This is a genomic window from Cytophaga sp. FL35, from assembly GCF_014349235.1.
Classification (GTDB): Bacteria; Bacteroidota; Bacteroidia; order Flavobacteriales; family Flavobacteriaceae; genus Euzebyella.
Genome location: NZ_JACSOH010000030.1, coordinates 27,655 through 51,510, shown reverse-complemented (window position 1 = coordinate 51,510; position 23,856 = coordinate 27,655). Strand labels below are relative to the sequence as shown.

12 protein-coding genes are annotated in these 23,856 nt (G+C 39.4%); 2 read left to right on the top strand and 10 right to left on the bottom strand.

Going from position 1 to position 23,856, the window contains the following annotated elements:
* Positions 1 to 100 precede the first annotated feature (100 nt).
* Complete coding sequence (locus BIZ36_RS18060) at positions 101 to 514, top strand: response regulator (RefSeq protein WP_187459296.1); 414 nt, start codon at positions 101 to 103, stop codon at positions 512 to 514.
* A 26-nt stretch (positions 515 to 540) separates the two neighbouring features.
* Here the strand turns inward: BIZ36_RS18060 and BIZ36_RS18055 are convergent, their stop codons facing one another.
* The 5 genes from BIZ36_RS18055 to BIZ36_RS18035 all read right to left on the bottom strand — a co-directional run bounded on the left by BIZ36_RS18055 (position 541) and on the right by BIZ36_RS18035 (position 13,435).
* Positions 541 to 4,575: a hybrid sensor histidine kinase/response regulator transcription factor gene (locus tag BIZ36_RS18055; protein ID WP_187459295.1), complete on the bottom strand. Its 4,035-nt coding sequence runs from the start codon at positions 4,573 to 4,575 to the stop codon at positions 541 to 543.
* Between the two features lie 61 nt (positions 4,576 to 4,636).
* Entirely contained in the window at positions 4,637 to 6,208 is a 1,572-nt protein-coding gene (locus BIZ36_RS18050) for a glycoside hydrolase family 28 protein (RefSeq protein ID WP_222937452.1), read from the bottom strand.
* A 1-nt stretch (position 6,209) separates the two neighbouring features.
* Positions 6,210 to 8,522 carry a GH92 family glycosyl hydrolase gene (locus BIZ36_RS18045; protein WP_187459294.1) on the bottom strand — a complete coding sequence of 771 codons (2,313 nt, stop codon included), beginning with the start codon at positions 8,520 to 8,522 and terminating at the stop codon, positions 6,210 to 6,212.
* 192 nt (positions 8,523 to 8,714) lie between these two features.
* On the bottom strand, positions 8,715 to 10,358 hold the full coding sequence (locus BIZ36_RS18040) for a RagB/SusD family nutrient uptake outer membrane protein (RefSeq protein WP_187459293.1): 1,644 nt from the start codon (positions 10,356 to 10,358) through the stop codon (positions 8,715 to 8,717).
* Positions 10,359 to 10,387: 29 nt separating this feature from the next.
* Complete coding sequence (locus BIZ36_RS18035) at positions 10,388 to 13,435, bottom strand: SusC/RagA family TonB-linked outer membrane protein (RefSeq protein WP_222937451.1); 3,048 nt, start codon at positions 13,433 to 13,435, stop codon at positions 10,388 to 10,390.
* 314 nt (positions 13,436 to 13,749) lie between these two features.
* On the opposite strand from BIZ36_RS18035, the gene BIZ36_RS18030 reads away from it, so the two are divergent.
* Positions 13,750 to 14,214 (top strand): response regulator, encoded by a 465-nt coding sequence (locus BIZ36_RS18030; protein ID WP_187459292.1) that lies wholly within the window; start codon positions 13,750 to 13,752, stop codon positions 14,212 to 14,214.
* Between the two features lie 10 nt (positions 14,215 to 14,224).
* Here the strand turns inward: BIZ36_RS18030 and BIZ36_RS18025 are convergent, their stop codons facing one another.
* From BIZ36_RS18025 to BIZ36_RS18005, 5 genes are all read right to left on the bottom strand, one after another.
* Positions 14,225 to 14,605: a DoxX family protein gene (locus BIZ36_RS18025; protein ID WP_187459291.1), complete on the bottom strand. Its 381-nt coding sequence runs from the start codon at positions 14,603 to 14,605 to the stop codon at positions 14,225 to 14,227.
* A 54-nt stretch (positions 14,606 to 14,659) separates the two neighbouring features.
* Complete coding sequence (locus BIZ36_RS18020) at positions 14,660 to 15,541, bottom strand: aldo/keto reductase (protein ID WP_187459290.1); 882 nt, start codon at positions 15,539 to 15,541, stop codon at positions 14,660 to 14,662.
* Between the two features lie 145 nt (positions 15,542 to 15,686).
* Positions 15,687 to 20,135, bottom strand: coding sequence for a CheR family methyltransferase (locus tag BIZ36_RS18015; protein WP_187459289.1), 4,449 nt, complete (start codon positions 20,133 to 20,135; stop codon positions 15,687 to 15,689).
* A gap of 257 nt (positions 20,136 to 20,392) precedes the next feature.
* Positions 20,393 to 21,292 (bottom strand): transglutaminase family protein, encoded by a 900-nt coding sequence (locus BIZ36_RS18010; protein WP_187459288.1) that lies wholly within the window; start codon positions 21,290 to 21,292, stop codon positions 20,393 to 20,395.
* Position 21,293: 1 nt separating this feature from the next.
* Entirely contained in the window at positions 21,294 to 23,852 is a 2,559-nt protein-coding gene (locus BIZ36_RS18005) for a circularly permuted type 2 ATP-grasp protein (RefSeq protein ID WP_187459287.1), read from the bottom strand.
* Positions 23,853 to 23,856 lie beyond the last annotated feature (4 nt).

Genomic DNA, 23,856 nt, shown 5'->3' with positions numbered 1-23,856 from the left:
AGTTAAAATCTATATTTTTTGATTATTTAAGCTATTTCTTATAAAAATTTATTTTATTTTAGATTAATGTAAGAATAATACTATAAAAAAATCCTACCCTATGAATCCCCTAATACTATTAATCGATGATGATCTCGTATCACAGTTTGATATGAGAATCAAACTGCAGCGTCACGGGCAACCGTGCGAAATATTGTCCTACGATTGTCCTATTGAAGCGTTAAGCTGGTTTGAAGATTGGAAGTCTTCTAACGGGGCTCTTCAATTACCGGATATTTTATTATTGGATTGGCAAATGCCAAAAATGGATGGTTTTGAATTTTTAAGTGAAGCTCTGGACAGAGGAATTCCTCTTAAAGATATGGATATTTATATGGCCTCATCCTATAGCAATTGCCTTGAAAGGGCTGAAGAAGAAGTCAAGTCGGTTGTAAAAAGGCGATTTATTAAGCCTTTGAGCAGAGCAAACGTGGATATAATTTTTACCAATCAGGCTTTAAAAGAAAAAGTATAGAAAGAAAACTACACTCACTAATTTTCTTATTTAATCAATTTACTGGGGGGATAGCCAAATTGTTTTTTAAAACATCGACTAAAATATAGGGGGTCGTTAAAACCAATAAGGGTAGTTACTTCCGAAACATTGTATTTTTTGGTTTTTAACAATGCAGCGGACTTCTTCAAGCGCACCGTTCTAATAAATTCTTTTGGTGCCAGATCTGTAAGCTCCTTTATTTTTTGGTATAATTTTGAAGAACTCATCCCCAATTCTTGACATAAGAAACTGGTGGACAAATCCGCATTATCCAAATTTTTATCGATTAACTCTGTAATTCTACGCATTAAATTTTCATCAACCGGAGAATGGGTCAAAAGACTCACCTCACTTTCTGTTTCTTCGGCAAACTTTGCTTTAAGGTCCAATCGTGATTTAATGATATTTTCTATCATCATTTTCAATAAGGAAGGGTCAAAAGGTTTTACCAAATAGCCATCTGCGCCGGTACCATAGCCTTTTTTCTTGTCCTTATTGTCACTTAATGCTGTCAACAATACTACTGGAATATGGCTTATGAACTGATCGTTCTTAAGGGTTTCACAAAACTCAAATCCATCCATTACGGGCATCATCACATCAGATACGCAAACAATGGGTTTTATCTGTCTACACAGCTTGAGACCTTCTTCACCGTTTTCGGCTTCATACACTTTGTAAAATCCAGACAGGTAGTCTACCAAGTACTTTCGTAGCTCAAGGTTATCATCAATTACCAATACTTTTTGTTTTAGATCGGTATTCTGTATGGTTTTTCTGGGAATTTCATTTGTTTGGGGATAATCGACCACTTCATTGGGAACCCTAATTTGAAATATCTCTTCTGGATGATAAAAATTTTTCTGAATAGGTATTTCCACCGTAAATACGCTCCCCTTTTTGGGTGTGCTCTTGACCGTTATTGTACCTTTATGCAAACTTATCAGGGATTTAACCAAAGATAGACCTATACCGGAACCTGTATTATTTTGCTTGTTGGGCGAATCTTGATAAAACCTATGAAAAATTTTTTCCTGACTTTTGACCGGTATCCCTATTCCATCATCACTCACTTCTGCGGTAAGCAACCCCGTTTCCTGATTATATCTTAAATAAAGGTCTACATTACCAAAATCCGGAGTAAATTTAAATGCATTGGATAATAGGTTGTAGAGAATCTTATCATATTTGTCCGTATCTATATATCCAAGAATGTTCTCGTTCTCTGAAATAAACTGAAAGGTGATGTTCTTATTATTGGCCAACTCTTTGTAAGAATCAAAAATATTCTTGGAGTACGCCAAAATATCCGTTTGGGTTGTTTTTAACTTTAACTCACCACTTTGTGCCTTTCTAAAATCCAGAACTTGGTTGACCAAGGAAAACAATCTATTCGTGTTTTGGTGAATAAGTTTGTACCTGCTTTTTTGATAATCCGTGATCAACCCATTATTCTCTTCCATTAACTGTTTAATAGGACCTAAAATTAAGGTTAGAGGCGTTCTCAGTTCATGCGAGATGTTGGTAAAAAACCTAAGTTTTTCATTATTTAGTTTTATGTCATGTTCCCTGTTTACTTTTTCTGCCATAAGCTCTCTGCGCAACTTCATTCTTTTGTCAAGCTCAAGCCTAATGAGATAAAAGGATAGCCCAAGGATTACAAAGAACAAAACAAAAGCTTGCCATGTAAGCCAGAAAGGTTTCAGGATTTTAATATCATATTCCACAGTGTCGCTCCAGGGGCCATCCCCATTTCTAGACCTTAATTTAAATGTATAATCCGTGGGATATAAATTGGTATACTGTACGTTTCTTGTATAGCCATCTGTAGTAATCCACTCTTTATCAAAACCCTCTAATTGATATTGAAACTTATTTAGTTTCTCGTTTGCGAAGGACGGAATGGCGAACTGTAATGAGAAGTTTCTGTTGGCGTATGAAAGTTCTACTTCTTTGTTAAAATTGATATCCTCTTTTAGAGGAACTTGTCCGTTGATTTTCACTCCCGGTAGAACTTCCCTATTGGCAATCCTAAACTCAGAAATGACCGGTATAGCTTTTTCTTTATGGGCCTCAAGCTTATCTGTTTCAAAGTGGATGACCCCATTTTTTGCGGCCAGAAAAATTTCAGTTCCATTAGGGGAATAAAAACCCCTGGAACTAAAAACATCTAGCCTGTTACCACTATTCACATGGTACGTGTTCAAACTTCCGGAAGTACTGTTCAATTTGGCCACACTGTTATTGTTCAAGTTCAACCAGAGATTTCCAGAAGCATCAAATAACAAATCCGTCACCCATTTGCCAACGAGCTCTTCTGGCTCCTTCACAACTTCAAACAGGCCCCTATCCGCATTTAGCCTGCTTAGTCCATATCTGGAAGCTGCCCAAACAGTGCCTTGGTTATCTAAAACAATATCACTTACATCTTTGGCATCGGCATTATGGAATATTCCCTCCCTATTTATAACATAAAGTTTGTAGCGAAGCTCTTTGGTATTCAACTGTACAGCTCCGTCTTCCGTGGCCAACCAAACAATATCCCCTTCTCCTTTACAAATGGCATTGATTTCAAAACCATCTAACAATTTACCCTTAGCTACAACTTGATTTTTTGCTTTGGTGTCCCAATAAACAACACCTTCCCCAAAAGATCCCAAAAGTATAGTCTGTTCGTCAATTGTAGCTATGGCTATTACCGGTGCATTATGGAAGCCGGTATCAAAAATGGTAGAGCTGTTAGCTTCATGATCGTATACTAGAAGTCTACCGTCCCATAATCCACAATAAAAAAGCTTATGGTCATAGGTATAAATGGAAGCTATGTCTGCCTGATTGTTAAAAAGAGGTCTGTACCCGGATTCGTCTGTGATAAATAGGCCATTATGTCTAGTGGCAATTAAAATTTCACCATCATAAGTTTTGGCAAAACCTCTGATTCTTGGGGCCTTATTTCCTATAAATTTGGAAATATCCTTATCCAAACTGAACTGGTTTTCAAATGAGTCAAATTTATCGAGCCCATCTTCCGTACCGATCCATAATACACCGGAAGCATCAAAAAACAAGGAAGAAACCAAATTATCCGTCAAAGAAGCGTCATCAGAAAGAACGGATTGAAACAGTTGAAAATTACCTTTGGCAATATCCTCCAATTGATCACAGACCAAAAGACCTCCTAAAGTGCCCACCCAATATTTATTGTCCGGCGCTTTAGCGACCGAAAGGAAGTAGGGTCCTAAATTATTTCTAAGTTCATTATCAGTAATAAAGAGATTGACAAAAGAGTTGGAGTCGCGGTCAAATTTATACAGCCCTTCACGCGTACCAACGAACATATCCTTTTTGGCATCTTCATAAATAAAATTGACATAAGGATTTTTCTGATTTGAGTTGGGAATGGGCAATTCGAACTTTGTAATCTGAACAATGGTACCTTTAGAATTCAACTGTACTTTAGCAACCCCACCGGTCTCAAAACTACCGATCCAAATATTACCTTCACTGTCTTCAAAAATGTCCTTTATATACTCAAAGCCTTGTATTTCAATACGCTCAAAGGAATCGGTATCCACATTTAATATGGAAAGTCCTTGAGTTCTTGTTCCTACCCAAACTCTTTCCCATTTATCGATCAAAACCGAACGGATTTCCCTTTCAGGTAAGGCAGTATTTTTTTGGGAATCTGGCAAATACGTACGAAAAGTATGGGTATCTGTTTCCAGTAAAGTAAGTCCGCCACGTGTACCGATCCAAAGGTGATTGGATTTTGCATTGAACTCCAGCGCGGTGATGTCATCATTTAGAATAGAAGGCGAGTCCTTATCTGAACTTACGTACGACTTAAACTGATAACCATCAAAACGATTGAGTCCCGCAAAGGTGCCAAACCATAAGAAGCCATTTTCATCTTGAACAATGTGTCTAATGGAATTATGGGAAAGTCCATTGTTGTCATTGTAATGGGTAAACTTTATGTCTTGGGCTACCACAGGGCCCCATACACAAAAGAATACCAAAAGAGCGTAGAAAATTCTCATTACAAAAACAACGTTTATTCTACATCCAAATCTTTTCTCAGGATGAATATAAAGGGCTAAGTTACCACTTCTTCAACCATTTTTGGGCATCATCATCCAATTGCCACTGCTCTGTATCCTTCAATACAATTTCTTCTTTATCGGTATTAGGAAGCTGAATGGAGGACATATTCAAATTATGAACATCATCAAAAACAAATGCCGGTCTATATTCCATTTCTTTTAAGCCAAACTTAATATTGGACATCTTAACGTTCTTGGCGTGCCTAACATACAAACCGTACGCCGGTAATTCACCGAACATGGAAAACTCCGGATACCCTTTTCTTTCTTCAGGAACCCTGTCCAAATCGCTTAAAGGAATGTATGCCATACTCCTACTAGAACGACCGGGATATATAATCTCTATATTCTCCAAGGTTATACTTTCAATTTGATGGCCTTCTATTCCCACAATGGAAGAAGGGAAAGGGTTATGAAAGAAATTCACTTCGGGTCCCCTTAAATCATAATCGATATCTGGCCTACCAAAAGGAACTTCTACTTTCATATTGGTAATGGAGATATTTCTTACTACTCCCGGCTTTTCGCCTGCTCTATGTCCCAATCTCACAAAAATGGCGTTTCCGGTATTTTCTGCCACTATGTTGTTCACTTTGATATTTTCAATAAGGGCCCCGTCTACTGATTCTATGGCAATGGCAGAACGAAACGTATCGAATACTTTAATGTTCTCTATAGTCACATTTTTAAATCCGCCAAAGGAAGCCGAACCAAATTTTATGGCACTAGCGCTGGACCGTATGGTACAATTGGCTATATAGATACTATCATTGCTATATCCCGGATAATAGGATTTTAAGCAGATGCCGTCATCAGCAGAATTAACATCACAGTTAGTGATTCGCACGTTTTTACTATCCGTAATATCCATTCCGTCATTGTTCCAATAAGACCGGTTGGTAACGGTGAGATTATCTATAATCAAATTAGTGCACAGCTCAAAAGATAGTCCCCAACAAGCGGCTTCCCCTACTTTTAAGTCCGTTATTTCAATATTTTCACATTGTGAAAACCTAAACAATTTAGGTCTCATGGTCTCATTGGGCCTATTTCGCTTAGTGTTGTAATTAGGGTCTATGGCAACTCCGGCATGGTGTAGACTGTCAATATGTAAAGCCAGTGGTAGCCCCTGCCCATCAATACGCCCCTTACCACTAAGTTTGATGTTTATAGCCTTATGAGCCAAAATCAAAGCCATTTGGGAATTATCGTCCTTTTTGGGGCTTTCGGGTCTTCCTGGAAATTCCATTTTTTGGTAGTCCCCAGGATCGGTACTTCCTAACAATTGGGCATTCTCTTCAAAATAAAGATGAACATTGCTTTTTAATTGAATGCTTCCCGACAGATAATTTCCGGAAGGAAATACAACCTTTCCTCCCTTTTTTCGCTTATGTGCGGCGTCGATCGCTTTTTGGATGGCTATTGTATTAAGGGTCATACCATCTGGCACCGCTCCAAAATCCGTTACCAGAAACTCCTTCACCTTCCCCTTATCCAATTCCGGCAAAGGTTGTGTCATAGCAATCAATAAAGCGACCACCGGTAAAAAAAACCAGATTTTAGTTTTCATATTATTTGGTTTTTGACTCCGATTTCATATTCATAATCAAAGTACCCCCATTGGTAATATCCTCGTGTTTGATGGTAAAATCAGCTAAGCTGGTTCCGTTGAAAACGGGAGTATCCGAATACACGTTTGTTCCACTATTGTTGGAAGCATCAATTACAAAGGTTCCCCCTTTATAATAGTCTGGATGCAACTTAATGGTCACCTTATTGAAAATAGGACTGCCTATTTGATATTCAGGGTTTTCCTCTGTGCCCCCGTTCATCTGAAACAGGCCAATTTTGTAAAGCACGTTTAAACTCCCCATGAGACCTTGATCCTCATCGCCATTGTAACCGGTATCCGGTGCCAAACCACTAAACGCTTTTTCCACCACTTTTCGCGTCCAGTATTGGGTTAGGTCTGGCCGGCCCAACTTATTGAATACGAAAGGCGTTTGTATGGAAGGTTGATTTCCCAAATTGATGGGGATTCTTCTGTATTCCGGATGCAATTCACTTTCGTGCGAACTACCGGAGGTAAAGTTTAGTTCTTCTGCTTTTGTGAACTGTTCCTGCAATTTTTCAATTGCTTTTTCCTTTCCACCCATTAAGTTGGCCAAGCCATCCAAATCATGGGGCACAAACCATGTTGCCTGTGCGGCATTGCTTTCTACAAAACCGTTTTCATAAGCATAGGGGTCAAAATCTGCTTTCCATTCCCCCTTTTCATTTCTGGGGCCCATCCAACCTTCTTCTACATTAAAGACATTTTGATAGTTTTTGGACCGGTTCATAAAAACCTCCACCTCTGAAGCCTTTCCTAATTTCTTCGCTAATTGGGCCAAAGTGTAATCTTGATAGGCATATTCCAATGTTTGACCAGAGCCGTCTAAATGTATACCGAACTTGCCCTCGGGCAGGGGATTGGGAACATAGCCCTTTTCCAAGTAATGACTGAGCCCGCCGCCAATTTCCGTTTCATGCTCATAACCGGCCCTACCCATGATACCGCCTTTTTCGTGGTTCTTTTTAAGGGCGGAAAAAGCTTCTTGCAAATCTCCTTTATAGATATTTTTTTGAATGGCGGTTACTACAAATGGCGTACTGGAAGCGCCGGTCATCACATAGGTGTAGTTGCCACCGGACGGTCCTCTAGGTACCAAGCCACCATCCCTATAATATTGCATTAAGGAATTGGTAAATTCATCCATTATCTCAGGATAGGCCAATCCCCATAAGGTATTGATGGTCCACTGAGCCCCCCAAAAACTATCTGAGTTATAGTGGTTAAATTGAGGTTCTTCTTTTTCATTTAACGGAAGCTGACCAATTCTAAAATTCTCTCCCGTATTGTCCGGATAGGCCCCATTTACATCACTGATTGTTCTTCTTCCTTGTAAAGCGTGCCACAAATCGGTATAAAATCTTCGCTGCTCTTGGTCAGACCCCCCTTCTACTTGAATTCTTGACAGCATCTTGTTCCACTCCTCTTTGGATTCTTTCACAACCTGTTCAAAATCCCAATGTGGAACTTCTTTTTCCAAGTTTAGGGCTGCATTTTCTTTGGACGTATAGGAAATACCCACCTTCATTAAAACAGCATCTTCCGTTTTGTTTAAATGCACTACAGCATTTTGGGTAATTTCATCATGTTCAATGGAAGCAATTGCCGTATTTAAAAGTACTTTAAAGTACATTTTTAAAGGCTTGGGTCTTCTAAAAGTAGGTTCCATGACCAGACTACCGGAGAGTGCCATATTACCGTCCATTTCCAGGACTCCTTCGGAATTATCACAGGGTCCCAATGGGGTATGAAGGTTAAATAGAATGGCTCTTTTTTCTCCATCCTCCGCTCTAAAGTTGTATTTATGAAAACCAACCCTTTTAGTACTAGTGAGCTCTACTTCAATATTATTTCTATCAAGTTTTAAATAATGATGCCCGGGAGTTACTTTTTCAGATTCATGGCTAAATTTTGAATAGAAATCCGTAAATGGATTTATAGAATCCCTATTGACTACGGGCATCACGGAGAGGCCGCTCATTTGCCAAGCATGTACGTGGCTAAACCCTTTTATAGAGTCAACTTTGTAGCGATAACCACTTCCCCATGCGCCATCAATCTCCGTATCCGGGCTAAGGTTGACCATCCCAAAAGGTCTACTGGCAGAACTGAAGAAAAACCATCTGGAGTTCTCCGTATCCAACCAAGGATATACCTTATCCACATAGTTAATTTCCAATGGTTTTTTTACCTCCACTTTCTTCTCACAAGAGACAAACAGTAAAAGGCTAAGGGTAGAAACAAAAAATAATAACTCTTTGATGCGAAGCATTTTTAGATAGTTAAGAAGGAAGGTAAAGTGAGTATAATAGTGGTCAATATATAGAAAATACCCATAAATTTTAAAAATTTATTGAAGCTTAGCAGGTCAACCCATAACAGTAAATGTAAGTTGGGCGGGCCTAAGCCCGCCCTACCAAACAATCAGCTGTTAACTCAACTAAACTTAACAGAAGCAAAAATTTTACTTGTAATTAGGGTTTTGCGTTATGCTACCACCGGTATTGTCTATTTCTGCCTGAGGAATAGGCCTCAGCAAGTGATATTCCTGTAATGCATTGTTCAAGGCAACATGCGGGTTGTGCTCCCTTACACGCTCCAACAACTTACCTGTTCTTTTAAGGTCTGCCCAACGATTGACCTCACCTATGAGCTCTCTTGCCCTTTCATCCAAGATAAAGTCGATATCCACATCACCGGCAGTCACCTCTTCTGTAATTCCGGCTCTGCTTCTCAATGAGTTCAGCAAGGTCGCCGCTTGACCTGCATTTCCTAATTCAAGGTAGGCTTCAGCTGCAATCAAGTAGGCTTCTCCTCCTCGCATCATAACCATATCTCTTTCTCCTTGAGAAGATTGATCTGGCTGCGTAAAAGGTACCCCGGGATCTTCAAACTTAGTAAAGATGGGAAAATGTACAGGAGTAGTACCATTATTGGTGAAATATGTTCCGGGGTTAATAACTGCATAGGGCACGGCATCTATTTCCTCTTGTGTCCAAGTTTCTTTTGGAAGCAATATTGCCAATTCTCCTGCAGCAACCGTAACGGTAGAACCGTTTACCTCAGCTTCATAGTCCTCATGCGCATAAATCTCACGGGTAAAAGTAGCTTCGGCCCTTTGGTCCTCATCAGAAAATAAACCGTAAAAGAAAGGTGTTGGCATATTTCTTAGTCCCTGAACGGTCCTGATCAACCCGGGATAATCATAAAAACGGAACTGGTACATCATGTGTCTGGAGTTACCCCAACCACGACTTACCGAGTTTCCTCCAAATAAATAGGAGAAAACAACTTCCTGATTTCTTTGGTTACCTATAGCTACCAAATCTGCAAACGAACCTTCCAATGGATGGTTTGTCATTACCGTTTCGGCAAGACCGATTGCCTCAGTAAAATCAGCATCGGAACCAAATGATTTATACCCTCTAGTCAATAATACTTTGGATAAAAGATGTCTTACCGCATCTTTTGAAACCCTACCATAATCAGCTGGATTTTCATCAACACCAGCCAATGACGTTTGTAAATCAGTAATTATCTGTGCGTACACTTCTTCCTCGCTTGCCCGGCTATAATCCGTATCCGAAGTAGTAACCTGGTTCAACACCAATGGCACCCCCCCGTAATTGACCACTAATTTAAAATAGGACCATGCCCTAAAAAATTTTGCTTCAGCAACTCCTTTGGCCAATTCGGCCGCCGATAAATCTGGAATTGCAACTTCACCGTTCTCCAAATCTGCCACAACATTGGCAGCGGAGATTACTTTATATTGATTGGTCCAGAAAACTCCAACAGCCCAATTCAAGGAGTTAAAGTTCACGTAGTCATTCACATCACTAGTACCGTTTATGGCGGTAGCCCTTGTAACGATATCCGTTCCCAAATCCTCTAAAGCATAGTAAAGGTCAGAGGTATAATAGGTGCTGGTTTCCCTTGCCCGCTCGTATACGGAAGCTACCAATTGATTAAAAATCTGTGGGTCTGATTCTACGGTTTCTATACTTAAAGAGGAATTATTTTCTTCCTCTAAATAGGTGTCGCAACTGGCTCCTAAAACTCCGGCCAATAACAAACCACCAATTATTTTGCGATTAATATATTTCATTGAAATCTTTTTAATGTGTTAGTAACTGATTAGAAGCTTAGGTTAAGACCGGCCATAAAAGTTCTGGACATGTATGCGGCTCCCCACTGATTTCTTCCTGCATTTTCAGGATCCCAACCATCGTAATCTGTAAAAATGAACGGATTTTGAACGGTAGTATATAACCTTAGGTTACTTACGTTAAGTTTCTCCAATATGTTATTACCTAAGGAATATCCTAAAGTGATAAACCCAACCTTGGCGTAGGATACATCCTTGTAATGCGCTACATGCCCGTAAGGACCAGGATTACCTGGTTGATACCATGAATTGATCGGATTATCCGGTGTCCAATAATTCACATCATAACCATTAAATGTCCTCTGTGGTTGGTCTTGCCATCCCCAAGAGTAGTTACTATGGAAATTACTTCTGTAGGTATTTCCTTGGCTAAAGTTGATCAAGAAAGAGAAATCAAAGTTTTTATAATCCATATTACTGGTAATACCACCAGTCCATTTAGGAGCAACTTGACCAATTACCTTTCTGTCCTCATCCGGAGTAATTTGTCCATCACCGTTCACATCGGTAACTTTTACCTGGCCTGGACGTTGTCCAAAAGTGGCTGCTTCCGCTGCTTCGTCAATTTGCCATATACCGGCATATTCGTAATCATACACAGAACCAACTGGCTCTCCTACTCTATGGATTAGGTTGGTGCCCCCAACATTGAATACTATTTCATCATTCTGATATAGTTTTTCCAAGGTATTTTTATTGGATGCAAAATTGAAGTTGGTAGACCAACGGAAATCCTCTGTATCCACATTTACCGTATTCAACATTACCTCAATCCCCTTGTTACTGGATTCTCCTACATTATTGAACGTACCTGAAAATCCGGTTACTGTTGGTAATGGAGTAAAGAAAATGATATCATTGTTCTGTCTTTCATATACATCTACAGAACCGTTGATCTTGTTATTAAAGAAACCAAAATCTACCCCCACGTTAATTTCCGTAGTAGTTTCCCAAGTAAGATCCTCATTTGCCAAATCCGTAATATAGGAAGTAGCCACGGAAGCATCCCCAATGTTGGTGGCACTCGCCGCCAATAAAGACTGTGATTTAAGTGGCGCTAATCCACCGCCTTGACCGTTATTACCAGTTTGCCCGTAGCTCAATCTTAGTTTGGCATTGGAGACCGCACCAAGATTTTTCATAAAGTTTTCATCTATGATTTTCCAGGCAAAGGCAGCCGATGGAAAAAATGCCCATTTATTTTTTTCCGAAAGTATGGAAGCTCCATCATATCTACCTGTAACAGTGAACAGGTATTTATCGGCCAGGGTATAATTTAATCTACCAGTATAAGACTCCAAGGTCATCTTACTAAAATCACTGGAAACATCCCTGATATCCAAACCTGCTCCTATATTGTAGAAACTATACTCATCTGTGGTAAAGTTCCTTACTTGGTTATAATACCCTTCAGACCTTTCCAAAAACCTTGAAACAACCCCGGTAAAATTAACGGCATGGATACCCTTGCTAAAGTTGTAGTTAAGAATATTATCCCAAGCATATGAAAAGTAGTTACCGTGATTTACCTGAGCCCTTCTATTGGATTCATTGGCACTAACACTTTTAGAATATAGCCCGCGGTATTCGCCGTACCTGTTATACTTAATATTTGGCGAAAACTTGGTGGTAAAGGTTAGACCGTCAAGAGGTTTGAACCTTACGGCAAAATCAGCAATGTATTGAAGAAACTTATCTTCCCGTGTAATATTATCCGCTTCAAACAATGGATTGGTTATCTGTGTTTCTTTGGATGTTGGGAAAAAACGTAAGGTCCCATCCTCATTGTACGGCCTACCAATGGGCTTTAACCTGTACGCACTCCTGAAACCCTCAAAACTACCTCCATTTTGAATGGCCGTTGTAATGTAATTGCTAAAGGAAACGTTTACCCAGTCTGCCAAATCACTGCTTAGGCTGGCCCTCACATTATATCTAGTAAAATCTTCACCGTCCGCAGTACCTTCATCCTTGGTATACGCCAAACCTGCCGAGTATCTAGTGGTTTCAGTACCTCCACTTAAACCAATAGTGTGGTTTACTTGAAGTCCGTTTTTTAACATAAGGTCTATCCAATCCGTGTCAACGCCATCTGCCACATTTTGTAATTCCTCAGCATCCAAAAATTCACTTAATTGAACATCACTGGAACGGTAGGTCAAATCGCCTTCAGGCTGGGAAAACTCATTTCCAACAACGGCTTCTTTCACCATTTGCAAATACCCTTCCGTATTAAAAACTTTGGGCAAGTGGTAAGCTTGTTTAAAGCCCGTGTAGTTGCTATAGTCTACCTTTAATTTTCCGCTCTTACCTCTCTTTGTTTCAATAAGAACCACCCCGTTACTACCTCTAGAACCGTAAATAGCTGTAGCGGAAGCATCTTTAAGAATGTCCATTCGGCTAATATCCGCCGGGTTAAGAAAGGAAATATCATCAACAAAGATTCCATCAACAATAAATAAAGGGTTTTGACCAGGATTAAAACCATTACTGTCATTTTGGTTTATGGTACTGGCCCCTCTAATACGGATGTTAAATCCTCCACTCCCTGGCTTATTATCTCCACGCTGAATAACCACACCGGCAGATTGCCCCTGTAAGGCAGATACCGCATCTACCTTGTTGGCCTGTTCAATCTGTTTGGCACTAACGGTGGCAACAGAACCGGTTAAATCACTCTTTTTAACGGTACCGTAACCAATGACCACCACTTCATCCAATTTAGCGGCATCTTCTTCCAATACCACATCAATGGTCTGCTGACCATTATAACTTACTTCGGCATTCTTAAAACCAAGATAAGAGAAGACCAATACGTCTCCATTTTCGACACTAATTTCATAATTGCCATCAAAGTCTGTGGCCGTACCCTTAGAAGTACCCTTAATCATAATGTTCACCCCGGGAATGGGCATGTTGGTATTGTCATTGACAACACCTGTCACTTGTTCTTGTGCGAGAAGCGTTGTGCCCGTACACATACAAATGACCAACAAAAGTTGTTTTAGTCTAATCATAGTAGTTTGTTAAGTAGTTTACTGCACTAAACTATCGCAGACCCTTCAAGAGCATATGGACAAAACAACAAGAAATATGGATTTATATAGGTACCAACTAACCAAAACCCACTTAAAAAACTAATATTCAATTAGTTAAACAGAATTTTAAATTTTAAGTTTTTTTTATGTTTTTAATGTTTTGAAACCAATCCCCATTGAATTCAAACTTAAAATGTTAAGGTTTTTGATGCATTCGCATTAAAAGGAAATGGTTTTAAAGCACCCCATAGAGATGCCAGACCCTAATTTTGTATTTAAAATTTTCAGTTGATTTGTTAGAAAGAATATTTGGGCAGGATATGATAAGTCAAAATAAAAAATTGGTGTACTTGGTAGATGATGACCATGAGGATCAAGAAATCTTTTGCGATGCTTTGGAAATGGTAGATTCTGAAGTTGAGTTAAAAATGTTCGATAATGGGGTTGACCTTATGGCCGATTTACATTCTGAAAGTAAACTTCCAGACCTAATTTTTTTGGACCTTTTTATGCCAATGATGAACGGTGAGGAGTGTTTACAGGATATTAGGGACAATGAACGTTTTGACGAAGTTCCGGTCATAATTTATTCTACCGTTCTGGACATGACCAAAATTGAGGATCTGTTTGCCATGGGTGCCAATCGCTATTTGCACAAACCTTCCAATTTTCACAATTTAATTTCTGCATTGGAGCGAACGCTTAATTCCGTAAAAAGAAACAAACTAGGTGGTACTGCCATCATTAATGTTGTTTGATAATGTAAATTTACTTTTTGGGAATATTACTATAATCCTGAGCAAAAAGTAAAAGACCAAAATAAACAGCATGCACCAACTGCGCCCCTACTGCACCCCAATTTTCTATAGAGCAGCTTCCCAAAATTAACAAGGACATCACCATAAGACCTGCCACAAGTGCGTACTTCACTTGAATGGATAGCAACATAAGTAACCCAATGCCAAATTCTACGATGGGCAAGGCATAACTGAAAGGTATTATTAAGAAGGTAGGAATTGCAGATTCCGTCATAGTTTCCACCATCCACGTACTAAAACCGTCAAGTTTTGGCAGTCGTACTGCGCCATGACCGAACATGCTTACCGCCAGCGGTAACCTTAGTAGATAAAACAGGGTAGTTTTCTTCATTGTTCAATTTTAAAAGTTAAAGGGCAACATTTTAATTATGTTGCCCTCATTCTTTTACGCTTGTTTACCTATAATATCCGGCCATTCATTTGGAAGTTCTCCGCTAAAGCCCATTTTAGGAAGTTGACTAATGGTATGTAAGTCTTCCCCGGTAAGTTCAAAGTTGTAAATATCAATATTCTCCAAAACCCTTTCCTTGGTAGTTGACTTGGGGATGGGCACCGCACCATGCTGCACAATCCACTGTAAGGTAATTTGTGCTACGGTCTTGTTGTATTTTTTGGCTATTTCCTTCATTATACCGTTTTTAAAGACGGCACCTTTCGCAAAGGGCGACCAAGCTTCTACCCTAACATCACGTTCTTTACAGTAGGCAAATACCCCCGGTTGCCAATATCCCGGATGAAATTCTATTTGGTTGACCGCAGGCTTTATTCTTGCCGTTTGTAATAATGGTTCCAAATGCTCCGGCCAAAAATTACTCAACCCCAACGATTTAATTTTTCCTTCCATCTGTAAATCTTCCATGGCTCTCCAGGTCTCCGAGTTGATTTTCTGCCAATCAGCTCCAAAGTTCTTCTCGTTTGCCGGCCAGTGAATAAGATAGAGGTCAATATAATCTAACTGGAGCCTTTCCAAAGATTCAAAGAACGCCTTTTTAGTTTCGTCATACCCCAAGCGATCTCTCCAAACCTTTGTGGTTACCATAATTTCTTCTCGAGGTATTCCACTTTGAATTATTCCTTTCCCCACCGCCTCTTCATTTTCATACCTAGCGGCCGTATCCAATAGTCTGTATCCGTTTTGTAACGCAAATTTAACGCTCTCAATTCCTTCTTCCTCTGTGGCTTGGTACGTTCCAAAGCCCATGTAGGGAATGGTCTTGCCATCATTTAAGGTATAAGATTCTATTTTGTGGTCCTTTGTAATGTCCATAAATGTAATTTGAAATTAAAACTGCTAGAAAATAGGAATTAAAGATCGCAACCCTTATTGCAAACAACATGAATTTTTGTTCGTTTAAACCTACCTAAAATCAAGGTATTCTTGCTTGAACCATATTGAATAATGCTCTCCTAAATTAATTAGGAATCCATTTGGAAAGGATGGTGAACATTTCATCTTTTGAAATAGGTTTCGCCACATAGTCAACAAATCCTTTTTCCAGACAATTCTCACGATCACTGGTCATGGCATTGGCGGTTTGGGCGATAATCCGTGCCTCCGGATTGATTTTCAGGATGGCGTCTGCCGCTTCATAACCATCCATTACCGGCATACGTATATCCATTAATACCAATGAAAGGTCCGATTCATTTTTGAACAACTCCACGGCTTCCTTACCATCCATGGCCCAAGAAATTTTCATTTTTAAAGGTTCAAATAATTTTTTGAGGTAATGTTTATTGGTAGGGTTGTCCTCGGCGATTAAAACATGTTTGTTTTCAAATTTAGAGGTATCAACGGTTGTCTTCCCATTCTGCTCTTTTTGTTCTGAATGATATGCTTTATAAGGAATATCAAAGGTAAATGTAGTACCTACCCCTTTTTTGGAAGCTACTTTTATAGAACCTCCTAAGAGACTTAATACCCCTTTGGAGATGGCGAGACCTAGACCGGTACCATCGTATTGTTTTTTGTCTTTGTGCTCTACCCTTTGAAAGCGGTCAAATACTATTTCCAAATCCTTTTTGGAAATACCTATGCCCGTATCGGTCACCTCAAAAATTACCCTACCATCTTCAATTGTAAATCCAAACCTAATGCTTCCCTTTACCGTAAACTTAAGGGCATTGCCTACTAAGTTGATCAATACCTGCCTTAACCTAGAGGAATCTGTTTCTATAATATGTTCACCATCTTCAGGAACATAACATTCAATTGAGATTTTATCTTTTCTACGTTGCTTACGTATAGCTTCAAAAGTTTTTTGAACCTCATTAGTAAGCTCGTTTAGATTACAGGCTCCAAACTGCAAATCCAGTTCCCCTGCCTCAATCTTGGAAAGGTCCAAAATATCATTTACAAGATCAAGTAATTGTTTACTGCATTTTTCGATAATACCCACATATTCTTCCCTTGTGTTTTTATCCAACCCATCTTCCTTAAGAAACTCTGCAAAGCCCACCAATCCGTTCAATGGCGTGCGTATCTCATGGCTCATATTCGCCAAAAACTGATTCTTATAGATATTGGCAGAATGAGCTTTGTTTAAAGCTAGTTGTAATTCACGCTCTATTTTTTTCTTTTCGGTAATATCTATAAATACCCCTATAAAACTTATGACATTGCCTTCATCATCATACTCAAAAGGAGAATCTACAGAATAACACCAAACCCAATGACCGTCTTTATGCCTAAATCTATACTCTATTTTACAGTGCTCATTTCCATTAAACAATTCTTGCATATGTGCGGAGATAGCATCCCTATCCTCCTCATGAAAAAGTTCCATAAACTCTGACTGCTCCATTGAATTAATTTCATCCATGGAATAGCCCAAAATGGTCCCATATTGTTCGTTTACATAGTCGTTGGTGCCGCTGATAAAATTGTAGATATAAATTCCTGAAGGAGATAATTCCGTAATTTTATTAGAAAACTCCTTTTCGTGCAGCATTCTTTCATAAAGGTCTTTTCGCTCGGTAATATCTTGAGCAATCCCGCGTAGATGGGTAATTTCCCCCATCTCGTCGTAATAGGCATTGCCAGAAGCAAAAATCCATCCAAGGGAACCATCTCTTTTAAGCATTCTTAACTCCAAAGCATAAGGAGTACCGTCATGGGCCGTTTTTTCCACGGCTTTACTAAGTTCTTCCCAAGATTCCTTGGTAAAAAGTTTCATGTGCTCTGTGTAGGGCGGCGGGGGTAAATGAGGATCAAAACCGTACATTCTATAGAGTTCTTCTGTCCAGAACACTTTATTGGTTTTCACGTCTAAACGCCAACTACCCATTCTAGCTACTTCTTGGGCTTTGGCCAATTCTTCGGATTTTAATTGTAAGGCCAGTTCATTTTCCTTAAGATCACTGATACTAACAAAAGTAACTACCACCCCCTCAATTCTCTTTTCTGATGTTACAAAAGGGGCTATCTTATTTAGATACCAGTTTTTCTTCCTATCGCAGATTTCTTTCTCAAAAGTCTGTAACTCCTCCAATGCCATTTGACAGTCTTCCAAGAATATATCTCTTGTTGCATCATCAAATTCAGAAGCAAAACTTTCAATGGAGCGGCCTAAATCTCTTTCCTCCAAATTGAAAATACGCTTTACGGCCGGGGTAAACTTTCTAATATTCAGGTTTATATCAAGGAACAGCGTACCAATATCAGTACTGTTCAATAAATTCACCATATCATTATGAAGATCCTCAAGCTCCTTATTTTTCTCCTGAAACTCCGTATTTACGGTGTATAATTCTTCATTAACGGACTGTAATTCTTCATTGGAACTTTGTAATTCTTCATTGGAGGACATCAACTCTTCATTAGAACTCTGTAATTCTTCATTACTGGTTTCCAATTCTTCAATTACGTTTTGTAGCTCACCCTTTTTCTCCATGAGCTCATGTTCCAAATCTGCTATTCGCTCCTTGGAAAAATTGGAAACATCATCGCTCGAAAGATAAATTTCCTCTGCAGGCCTCTCTTTAACACTCTCCCCAAATTGTATTAAAAAAATGTTTTGATCCTTCTGCAAACTATCTACCTGTTCAAAATATAGATCCGTGGTAAGGTCTACTTCTGTTGTTTTTACCACCAGATTTTTAATGGTGATAGGCCCATTGGACTTCATGGTACGCCTTACTCCATTTCGTATTACCGTAGATAACTCCTGCGGTACAAGACTCATTAGATTATTGGAGAACATTCCATCAGTTTGCCTAAACCATCTTTTAAATTCACCTTGAATAAATTGTACATTGAAATCCTCATCTACAAAAACAGTAACCGGGGCATATTTTTTGCTCAGATATTTATAGTAAAAAAGCTCATTATTGGAAGTAAGTTCTTTCTCCCTTGGCTGCTGGTTTTCCGTACCTAGATAATCCATTCTACGTGTCCTCACATCGTTATCATAAATAGACCTTCTGTTAAAAAGCTTCTTTTCCTTTTTCACTACTTGAAAGATTCTATGTTTGGCATCCAAAGGTCTAAAAGCACTATTCATTCTTCCTAGAGACTCACTACTTCCCAAGAATAGGAAAGCATCTTTATTGAGGGCAAATTGAAAATTGGACAGAATGTTTTGCTGTGTTGCTCCTGTTAGATAGATGAGTAGGTTTCTACAAGTTATTAAATCTACTTGTATGAATGGGGGATCATTGGTAACATCGTGATAGGAAAAAACTACTTTTTCCCTAATACGTTTAATAATTTGTATCCTATTGCCTGTCTTTAGGAAATATTGGTCCAAATAAGACTTATCAATTTCCTCAGCATCGTTTCCATTATAGATACCGGCACTTGCCTGCCTTAGGGCATTTTTATCAATATCAGTTGCAAAAATTTTGAAATCAATATCCAATCCATTGATATGAATATAGTCATCAAACAACATGGCTATACTATACACCTCTTTGCCATTGGAGCAGCCGGCCACCCAAATCCTAATCCCTTCAAACTTGTCCTTTTCTTGGCAAATCCTTGGAATAACACTTTCCTTTAAAATCTGAAAAGCTTCTTGATCTCTAAAAAAATTTGTGACCCCTATTAAAAATTCTTGTTTAATGATTTCCAACTCCTCCTCTTTTTTCTTTAGATACGCCAAATAATCTTCTAAAGAATTGATGTTGTGAAGGCTTAAACGTTTGGCCAATCTTCTTAGTAAAGTATTTGGCTTATACTTTTTAAAGTTGATTCCCGTCTTTTTCTGAATTTCGAACAAGATGGCCTGATAGCTCTTTTCGTCGTAAGCTTCTTCCTCCCCGTCTACCTCCAAAACAATTTCATGGTTAACAAAATTGAAAACTTTGTCCGCTATATTTCCAGAAGACAATACATAATCCACTAAATTGGTAGAAATGGCAGACTTGGGCATGCCATCAAATTGAGCAGATTCCGGCTCCTGCACAAAGATGGTACCCCCGCCCTCCTTAATATCGCGCAAACCTCTGGATCCATCCGATCCGGTACCGGACAAAATGACCCCAATGGATTTATCTTGGTATTCTTGCCCCAACATTTTAAACAGAATATCTATAGGTAGGTTCAAATGTTCCTTTGGTGCTTTTTTGAGTAACACAAATTTGCCATCCTTTACTCCCAAGTTTTTGTTACGCTTATTTAGGTAAATGCAATTAGGTCTTATGACCTGGTCTTGATCGGCCGTAAAAATTTCCATCTCTGTATGGGAGGATAAAAGTTCTGGCATTAAACTTTTAAAATCCGGGGAAAGGTGTTGCACTACAATAAAGGCTATGCCGGAATCACTGGGCATGTTATCGAAAAAACTTCGAACTGCTTTTAGCCCTCCAGCGGATGCGCCAATTCCTACCACATAAAAGTCCTGAGGTTGTTCTTTACTCATATTCAGTTTGGTTTTGCAAGATTGACTCTCGAATAATCCATGTCAACTGTAAAACACTTGAACATAACTATTCCTCTGAAAAGGCAATACATCAAGAAAATAACCCCTACGCAAATCAACCCATGTAAGTAACGTATTCCTATTCTTAACAGGTATGCAACGTAAGTATGTTAAAATTACAGATTTTTTGAGTGATTGAGCACACCTTGTACCCAATTAATTCTATAAGTTTAAGAAGATTTAACTTACAATTGAATTTAAACCGGTTGCGCAGCCGTAATATCTACCATTACCTTGAGCTTACTCTTTCCACTCCCAAAAACAACTCCCTTTAAAGGAGGAACATCGTAATAGTCCCTTCCCCAGCCTACAACAATATGCTGGTTCATGGGTATCATATTGTTGGTAGGGTCAAAATCTACCCATCCAAAACCAGGAATGAATATGGAGAACCAAGCATGGGACGCATCTGCTCCCACTAATTTTTCTTGGCCTTCTGGCGGAATGGTCTCTATATAGCCGCTCACGTACCTTGCGGGCAACCCCATAGAACGAATACAGGAGATGGCAATTTGCGCAAAGTCTTGGCAAACCCCTTTTTTCTCCCTCATCACCTCCTCTACCGGAGTTGAAATACTTGTAAAGCCAGAAACGAAATCAAAGTCTGTATAAATACGCTGCATGAGTTCATATGCCGAATCAAAAACCGAGCGGTTGGGTAGAAAAGAAACTTTGGCATATTCCCTGATTTGCGCATTGGCCCGCCTTATAAATATAGAATCCAAGATGTATTGCTTGGCGTCCAAAAGTTCTGGTGTGGTGGCTCCCTTTAATGCAAAGATTGCTTGCGAGTTTGTAACTCCCCTGCAACTATTGCTATTCATATTTTCTTTGAATGGTGTGAAGTCCCTTTCTATTTTACTCTTGGTAGTTACTTTTAGTTCCTTATGTTCTGTTTGGATGGAAAATCTAGTGATAAAATTTCCAAAGAAATCCCTCCTTTCAGAAATTTCCGAAGGAAGGGGACTGATGTCTATGTTAAAATCCAATAATTTCTGCCCTTGGGAATCACGCGGTCTAAGGGTGGCAATGTTATGACAATAGCTAACCGGTGCATTGTACTTGTAGGCGGTTGTATGGATTACATTAAAGACCATATTAAAAAGGAAAAGATTGAACTACCAACTGGTTTTGCTTATCTGTATGGTTAAAATAGGTACTGGTTAGTGATTGACTGGTTTGATACAATAAAGTGGAAAGTTCCTCAAATAAAGTATCAAGGTCCTTTCGCACTATATCTTTATCAGAATTGGTTTTGATCAATTCTGATGACGACGCCAAACGAAGCTTGGAAAATCCTTCTAAAATGTACTTCTGATAATTAGCCAAGTTATTGTCCTGTCTTGAATGCGGCAATCGTACAATATCCTTTTGAATTCTGTTAAGCATAAAGGTTAAGGACCTAGGATATTCCAAATCCAAAATCACCAAATCCAATACATGCTCCAACTTAATATAAGAACGGTAACTATAGCGATAAATATTAAGACTTTCATGACTGGTTAGCAGATATTCAAGTAATTCATATTCTACCTGCTCATCATATGCGATGGTCAACAGAGACCTACATTTGGTAATAGTAAGAATACTTTGCTCCAACTGCAGCCCTATAAAATAAAGAAGCAGACCTTGCTGCACCAATATGCTCTCTTCAATAAGCCCCATAAAAGCTATCAATCGGGTAATCAACTGATTGAGCACTTTTAAAATCCTGTTGATGGAACGGTCCTCACTTTTTTCAAAAGTCTTCCATATGTTCTGAATATTCTCAAAAACCCGCCACATATCCGTAGACCAAAGATTTCTAATGGAATAGTAAGAATTACTGAACATCCCCAGGGTATGCGCCAAACTACCAGGTCTATTTCTATCTAACAGAACGGAAAGCATTTCTTGCATGGGATGTTCCATGGCTTTAGCTTCTTTACCCTTTTCACCCACAAAACCGGGATAGGTGCCCGTTAAATTGGTAACCGCCCGGAACAAAACCTCCAATTTTTCCGTTTTTGGTTTCTCGTCATTGTCCTGTAGTAAGGCCATTTGCCTAAATACCATTCTTAAAAAGCGGGCGTTCACCAAGGTTCTTCCCACATATCTACCTGCCCAGAACAAATTTTCCGCTGTAAGGCTAGGTAGGTCATTAAGGCCTGAAATTGCAATAGAACTTCTAGTTTGCCAGTGTTTTACCTCCTCTAAAGATGCATTTTCCTGAATTACCCAGAAATCCTTGCTGGTTCCCCCTCTTTGATTGGAAACCCTAATGGTTTCACTGCTAGGCGCTACCCTAACGAGTCCACCGGGCATTACATGATATGCCTCCTTACTGGCAATACAAAAAGAACGGCTTACCAAGTGCCTTGGCTCCACCGTATTGCCCGACAGATTGGGCGCCGTAGAGAAATTGATTTTTTCCTGTGCAACATACCTATAGGGTGTCCGCCTAATTTCAAGTTTTAACTTTTCCAATTCCACGGCACTTAGGAACTCTGCAAAATGGATACTTTCCCTATTGGTTCGGTCTATTCGTTTGATGACCAATTGCGATAAGTTTTCAAGAACATAGTTCATTTCTTTCTCCTGCCCGCACCACCAAGAGGCAATTTGCGGCAACATCAGATCCTCGTTCAAGAAATATTTACTTATGGAGGGCATAAAAGGAATTAAACCTGGATTTTCCATTACGGCACTTCCAACAGGATTCACAATGGCCACATTTTGCCTTCTAACAACATCTAAAAGTCCGGCCACTCCTAAATGGGAATCTTCCCTTAACTCCAAAGGGTCTGCAAAAACATCATCTACCCTACGCCAAACAACATCTACCCGTTTTAAACCTTGTAAGGATTTCATCCAAAGAAAACCATCTCGAACTACCAAATCATTGCCCTGTACCAACGGGTAGCCTAAAAAGGAAGATAGGTAAGCATGCTCAAAATACGTTTCATTATGAGAACCAGGGGTTAATATGACTATGTACGGATTTTCCTTTTTTACAGGTGATGCATCCATCAGCATTTGATGTAGTTCAAAGAAAAAACCGGACAAACGCTTAACGTTCATTTGGCTGTAAATCTCCGGTAAAATTCTACTAGTGGTAGAACGATTTTCCAAGGCATACCCCATTCCGGAAGGAGCCTCCGTCCTGTCGTTTACCACCCAAAGACGTCCGTCACTGCCACGGGCCAAATCCGCTGCGTAAATGGATAGAAACTTTTGGTTGGGATAGGTGATACCATCACATTGGCGTAAAAACCCCCTATGTCCATAGATGACCTCACTAGGAATAATACCTTCTTTGATCAATTTTCTTTCGCCATATACATCTTTCAGGACCAAATCCAAAAGGCGACTTCGTTGCATAATACCCGCCTCAACCTTTTTCCATTCCTGTTCCTCCACCAAATGCGGAAAAACATTCAAATTCCAAGGACGGTGCATCCCTTTAGGGTCATTATAGACGTTGTAAGTAACCCCATTCTCTCCCAAGAGCCAATCAATATCTTTTTGGCGGGCCATGAGCCCCTCGGGTCCAAATTTTTCAAACTCTTTGAGAAGTTGGTTCCAATAGGGTTTTATTCGCTGTTGAGCCGTAAACAGCTCATCATTCTTGTGTTGGGTATGATAGGTATTGATCCAATTGGTAGTGGTTAGCGGCATCTTC

What these genes read in the sequence shown, in the direction of transcription:
- BIZ36_RS18060 (WP_187459296.1), top strand. Translation starts at nt 101, where the DNA reads ATGAATCCCCTAATACTATTAATCGATGATGATCTCGTATCACAGTTT.
- BIZ36_RS18055 (WP_187459295.1), bottom strand. Translation starts at nt 4,575, where the DNA reads ATGAGAATTTTCTACGCTCTTTTGGTATTCTTTTGTGTATGGGGCCCT.
- BIZ36_RS18050 (WP_222937452.1), bottom strand. Translation starts at nt 6,208, where the DNA reads ATGAAAACTAAAATCTGGTTTTTTTTACCGGTGGTCGCTTTATTGATT.
- BIZ36_RS18045 (WP_187459294.1), bottom strand. Translation starts at nt 8,522, where the DNA reads ATGCTTCGCATCAAAGAGTTATTATTTTTTGTTTCTACCCTTAGCCTT.
- BIZ36_RS18040 (WP_187459293.1), bottom strand. Translation starts at nt 10,358, where the DNA reads ATGAAATATATTAATCGCAAAATAATTGGTGGTTTGTTATTGGCCGGA.
- BIZ36_RS18035 (WP_222937451.1), bottom strand. Translation starts at nt 13,435, where the DNA reads ATGATTAGACTAAAACAACTTTTGTTGGTCATTTGTATGTGTACGGGC.
- BIZ36_RS18025 (WP_187459291.1), bottom strand. Translation starts at nt 14,605, where the DNA reads ATGAAGAAAACTACCCTGTTTTATCTACTAAGGTTACCGCTGGCGGTA.
- BIZ36_RS18020 (WP_187459290.1), bottom strand. Translation starts at nt 15,541, where the DNA reads ATGGACATTACAAAGGACCACAAAATAGAATCTTATACCTTAAATGAT.
- BIZ36_RS18015 (WP_187459289.1), bottom strand. Translation starts at nt 20,135, where the DNA reads ATGAGTAAAGAACAACCTCAGGACTTTTATGTGGTAGGAATTGGCGCA.
- BIZ36_RS18010 (WP_187459288.1), bottom strand. Translation starts at nt 21,292, where the DNA reads ATGGTCTTTAATGTAATCCATACAACCGCCTACAAGTACAATGCACCG.
- BIZ36_RS18005 (WP_187459287.1), bottom strand. Translation starts at nt 23,852, where the DNA reads ATGCCGCTAACCACTACCAATTGGATCAATACCTATCATACCCAACAC.